The sequence below is a fragment of the Methanospirillum sp. genome, from assembly GCF_035560735.1.
GTDB lineage: Archaea > Halobacteriota > Methanomicrobia > Methanomicrobiales > Methanospirillaceae > Methanospirillum.
This window is the reverse complement of record NZ_DATMYY010000022.1, coordinates 1-4,546: the sequence shown is the minus strand read 5'-3', so window position 1 is coordinate 4,546 and position 4,546 is coordinate 1. Positions and strand designations below refer to the sequence as shown.

Here is a 4,546-nt window from a genome sequence, read left to right as displayed (position 1 = left end):
AGAATATCCTCTGTACTTTGTTAAATTTGAATCTTTGAATCCCGCTCTTGCCATGTGTTGTCTTTTTTCTCCCGCCCAATTTTTCTTGCAAGAACAAGAGAACCATCAGCAGGGAATCAGGTACCATGTGAACACTGTTGCACACAAAAACCCATCACCATCATAGATGCATCTAAAACGTTTCATCGAAAAAAAGAAAGATGGCTGAACCATCCATGAGATAGGTTGTATTACCCTGTGTACCGCATCACAGGAGCCTTTCGATGAACACCTGAGAGAACAGCCCGAACACGTGAGACCGGCGTTGTATAAAGCACTCCACCAATTTCAAGGTAAAGCCCTCTGCCACTTTCAGAAATTCTGAAGACCCCGGGTACAGGACCAGAGATATCTCCTGGACCAAATCCAAGGATTGATAAAGATACCTCTTTGATCTGGAGACTAAATCTTCCAATCTCATCAATAAATACCAGTACCTTATCCCCGTCCTTTATCATTCTTCCACACAGTTCATACGGGGAAGCATGTTTGATCTGTTCTACAAATATGTTCATCTTCTTTCCCCCATCAGCGATCCAGATTGCTCCCTCATCGGACAGAAGTACATGTGGCTTGGCTGTTTGTTGAGTATCATACAGATAAGCCGTCTCTTCTGTTTTTCTGAGGGGGGTGCTGTACGGTAATGTTGCCATTGAAGATGCGGGCAACAGAGTGCCCTGCATCTTGTAGAGTCTGGTCGGCTCATAATTCACCTGTCGCATACCACCCATACTCCCAACCATCCACCCAAATAATATTCATGGAGGAGTAGTACCGGTCAATAACGCATCATCAGCAGTCCGCTTTACTTCACGCTGATAACAGGAGTCACACAGGTGAGTTCTAGAATGGGGATCTACCCATACAGCTGGCTTTAGAGAACAGAGATCGCATTTTTGTGACACATTCTGAATCCTCGCCATACTACTCGTATCAATAATCCCGGGAAGTGCGATCATCTCTGCAGCTTCTCGTGAGACCACCCTTTGATAGCATGAATTACAAAGCATGAGATCAGGTTTCAAGTGGTCAGATTCTCTGTTCCTTATGACTCGCTCCCTGTACTGTGATGGCCGTTTCCCACACACACAGCAGGACGTGCGAACAGGAAACTCACCAGTTGATACAAACATCCCTGATGAAAGAGAACCAATACTGACACCTGCATCAGATATGGTGCCGTGTTTGTTTACATCGGGATTGGCAGATTCATTTTGATCAATATCTGATTTCAGATCAGAATCTCTCTGTGAAGAACCTGGATCCTCTGAAGCATACGTGGCAGTATCTTTTCTTGCATCACCCACTCCCCCGGCTCCTCCATTATCATCTGGAGGAATCTGATCATCTCCGGTCTCATCCCTGGCTAGCCATATCAAACCACCCTTTTTCCAGGCAGTATACAGATCAGAATCCCAGATATAGGCTTTTGACCTGCGATATGTGGTGCATCCCCCATCACCCCTTGACTCTGTCCGGTCAAGATACGAGATAGCAGGACACTTCTCAAGAAGACCTGAGTATGACTTGCCATGTGACCGGTATCCGTGGAGTAACTTGTTGACATTAGAATTTGTCCAGCCTGTTTCACGTTGAAGTTCGGATACTGTCACTTCATACCGGTTGAGTGAAGCAATCAGGGAAAGAAGGGCAGTTTCACGTTTTGTAAGTTTATATGCCTGACCTCCACCATCACTGTTCAGACTCATAAAAAGTCGAGACGCTTCAGTAAAATCACATTCAGTAGCAATTACACAGTTAATTCCACTTTCGACCCTTTGCTCACGTTGCTTCTGACAGAGTGCTGCGTTGGTTCTGATAAGATCAAGCAGCATATCCGGATTTCGCCGGTTTTCTGATGACTGGAATCTGATTCGTGTTGCAAAAGGAATAACAACCCAGACCTGCTCAATCTCATCCCAGATCTTTCTGCAGACCCTGACCTCTTCAGATTCCTGTGTCGGAGTGCCCGGGAGTTGTCCGGCAGCAGCGAGTGTCCGGTCAAGAACCTTTTCATCCTGCATCTCACTGTCATCTATCCAGCAGGTGAGCATCCGGTTGAAAACCTGATCATCACCGGCTCCTTCAACCTTGGCAATCCACCATACACACCTCTGTGGAATCGTGCAGATCTGTGGTTTTCGATCCTTGCTAACCGTCCTGTACGGGAAGGGTTTTTGAAAAGAGGTTGTAACCCCCTTGAGGATCTCCTGCATCTGATCTGAAAGATTCACATCATCAAGAGTGATCACGGTGCCAGGCATCAGATCATCCATGTAAAAGAGGGCTTTGTCACTCATCCGCCCTTCAAGTCTCAATGCTGGTGGAATCAGGGATTTCATCGTCTCAATAGCATGGGACTTTCCCTTCCCGGACTCACCTGTGATCGAGACATGCAGCCCTTTGCTATTGATTACTGACCTCGAGACCAGCGAATGAACCAGACACTCGGCGACCCTTTGATCCCCTTCATGCGAACAGGCAAAAGTCTCAAGTATGAAGGCCAGAGGATCCCCGTTGGCAAGAATATCCTGTGCACGTAGCTGAACCAGATCCAAATCTCCATCACCGGGTTTCTCTTTCTCTAAACCTGAATTGGATCCCGTCTTCCTGTTTTCAACAGCCGGTCCATCACCGATCTCATCATCAGGATCAATTCTCCCTTCTGTAATCAATTTGGCTTTTATTCTGGCCCGACGCCGTTCAGCGATTCGTGTCTCGAAATCATATCTGCCAGGTTCAAATTTCTTGCGAAGTTCATGCCACCGCTGTCTTCCACTCCCACACGAATCATGATGACATCCGGCAAATATAGCACCATTCTCGAATTGTATGGCAAACGCACCATCCTGGTGTGCATCAGAAAACGGGCATGAATGAAGGGAGAAGAGAATGCCTCCCTGGTATGGCTTTGATGTATAGGATAAACCGTGCGTTGTGAGCCATGACCCAAGATCAAGAATCGAACTCTCTCCAGAACTAGCAACGTGAGAATTCAACGCAGATGACTGTGCAGATGTATTACAATGCTGCTCCAGGTATGAATGTCCTGAATCTATGTTTTCAGCATTTTTCGAGCATTCAGTAATCAGTGAAACGAGTTCGGAGGCAGTCACAATCTGCCTTTCTCCGCTGGGTGATAGAATTTTGGCACGACGATGAGGGCGATCAGGCAGATTGTCACCCTTGCGTGATGTGGTTCCATATACTTTCCAAATCCTGGAAGCATTGAAGTTCGCGGTATCAACCCTGCAAATTTCATCTGAAAATTTTTGATCGAGCACCCCGAGAACTGATCGGACAAGGTCTCTTCCAACATCATCGTTAGGGAGATCGATGGCATACAGGAGATGTGCACCATTTCCAGAGTCTGCTAGAATGGGTTCTTTCCATCCTTTCTCCAGCAGAAATTTCCTGATCTCCTCTGCTCGCAACAATGCCTCGTCATGCTCAGTATCAGAAGAGGATATCCCGGATTTTCGTACTGGATCAATATCTATCGGTAACCACCGGCGACGGATAATATCAGAATCTGCTGTTGTCTGATCCTGCCTGCCAATACGATACTTGATCCGGTTTGCCCGCCGGGCTAGAAGATCCCGTGTGACTTCATTCAGTGTCACATAGATTCCATGCCCTCTTAGGTCACGATCCTGTGAATAGATAGCCAAAGCGGCTTTTTCAAAATTATCAAAATACCCGGACGATACGCCGTCTTCGCTAAGTATCCTGATTTCTATGACATGACCAGGTGTGAACAGGCAATTCAGAGTTGCCAGGATCTCGTCGTGCTGATCATCAGGAGCCATAGCATATTCTCCCCTGACTGCATTCTATTGGAAAACTCAAAAGAGAACGAAGAGTTTCAGAGGCATAGCACAAAGACACAAATTGACCACAGTATACACTCATAGTAACACCGGGAGGGGAATCGCTCCACCTGCATCAACCAGGTACCGTCTCCATCCTGCCTTATGCCGCACCCAGTACTCAACAGATCCAGGATATCGGGATAATCGTACAAGTTTTGATAATGCCTCAACATCACTTTTAATTGATCCTCTCCGGATGGATCTGGCACAAATAAAGAGGGTCTTTCCATCTTTATTCCAGGCAATCAGATTGATTCCCACCGGCTCATGAGTGTGACTCTCTGCGACCCTGAGAACCGCATACCCATGATCTACAAGAAAATCTCTTGCACTATACTCTGCAGTTCGTCTCGTCCAGTAATTAGAAGTGCTACTTCTCATAGAACCACCGGATAGGCATTATCAGGGAAGGAAAAATCTCCCTGAATGTTTATATCGCACCTCAATCCACAACCGATGATTGGCGATATGCTTAACCAGACAAACGGCAATACTTCCACATCCCCCTCTATGATCTGCCGCCAAGCTCGTTCATCTGCTGGGGGGTACTCCATTTTGTTTCTTGCAGTGTTCATACGATCAACCTCCTGTTATGGATTGACACATCATTCCGATAACAGTGAAAAACTGTAATC

4 protein-coding genes are annotated in these 4,546 nt (G+C 46.5%); all 4 read right to left on the bottom strand.

All coding sequences use genetic code 11. The features are described from left to right. Window positions 1-230: 230 nt before the first annotated feature. On the bottom strand, window positions 231-761 hold the full coding sequence (locus VN429_RS00660; RefSeq protein ID WP_325628687.1) for a hypothetical protein: 531 nt from the start codon (window positions 759-761) through the stop codon (window positions 231-233). A gap of 36 nt (window positions 762-797) precedes the next feature. Then, window positions 798-3,848, bottom strand: a complete 3,051-nt coding sequence (locus tag VN429_RS00655; RefSeq protein WP_325628685.1) for a hypothetical protein — start codon at window positions 3,846-3,848, stop codon at window positions 798-800. Window positions 3,849-3,947: 99 nt separating this feature from the next. Then, window positions 3,948-4,292: a PDDEXK family nuclease gene (locus tag VN429_RS00650; RefSeq protein WP_325628683.1), complete on the bottom strand. Its 345-nt coding sequence runs from the start codon at window positions 4,290-4,292 to the stop codon at window positions 3,948-3,950. Continuing rightward, complete coding sequence (locus VN429_RS00645; RefSeq protein ID WP_325628680.1) at window positions 4,289-4,486, bottom strand: hypothetical protein; 198 nt, start codon at window positions 4,484-4,486, stop codon at window positions 4,289-4,291. The genes VN429_RS00650 and VN429_RS00645 overlap by 4 nt, the downstream gene beginning before the upstream one ends. Window positions 4,487-4,546: the final 60 nt, after the last annotated feature.

What these genes read in the sequence shown, in the direction of transcription:
- VN429_RS00660 (WP_325628687.1), bottom strand. Translation starts at nt 761, where the DNA reads ATGCGACAGGTGAATTATGAGCCGACCAGACTCTACAAGATGCAGGGC.
- VN429_RS00655 (WP_325628685.1), bottom strand. Translation starts at nt 3,848, where the DNA reads ATGGCTCCTGATGATCAGCACGACGAGATCCTGGCAACTCTGAATTGC.
- VN429_RS00650 (WP_325628683.1), bottom strand. Translation starts at nt 4,292, where the DNA reads ATGAGAAGTAGCACTTCTAATTACTGGACGAGACGAACTGCAGAGTAT.
- VN429_RS00645 (WP_325628680.1), bottom strand. Translation starts at nt 4,486, where the DNA reads ATGAACACTGCAAGAAACAAAATGGAGTACCCCCCAGCAGATGAACGA.